This window comes from Cupriavidus sp. SIMBA_020 (genome assembly GCF_046535395.1).
Taxonomy (GTDB): domain Bacteria; phylum Pseudomonadota; class Gammaproteobacteria; order Burkholderiales; family Burkholderiaceae; genus Cupriavidus; species Cupriavidus campinensis.
Genome location: NZ_JAWRWU010001250.1, coordinates 1 through 250, shown reverse-complemented (window position 1 = coordinate 250; position 250 = coordinate 1). Strand labels below are relative to the sequence as shown.

The window sequence follows — 250 nt, the reverse complement described above, 5'->3', positions numbered from 1 at the left end:
AGGATCAGGTCAAGACTCTGTCCGAATGCATCATCTCAGAGGAACTGCCAAGGTTTACGTTTGCGTACCTATTTGCCGCAACCGCATTCTTCGTCAAACATAATCCTGATCTCTTTGATGCCAAAGTAGCCGCCAAGATCCAGAGCGACATGGCAATCTCGCCCAAGGCCGAAAAGGAGGCTGACCGCCTCTGGAATGTCGCCCACGACCTGGCGCTCTTTGCCTACTGCATAGAAACCACACTCCAAGA

At 52.0% G+C, this 250-nt stretch carries 1 protein-coding gene; it reads left to right on the top strand.

The window, feature by feature from the left end; translation table 11 throughout:
- Nucleotides 1-250 (top strand): hypothetical protein (locus SB751_RS33510; RefSeq protein ID WP_410749434.1); only part of this gene is annotated, 250 nt, incomplete at both ends.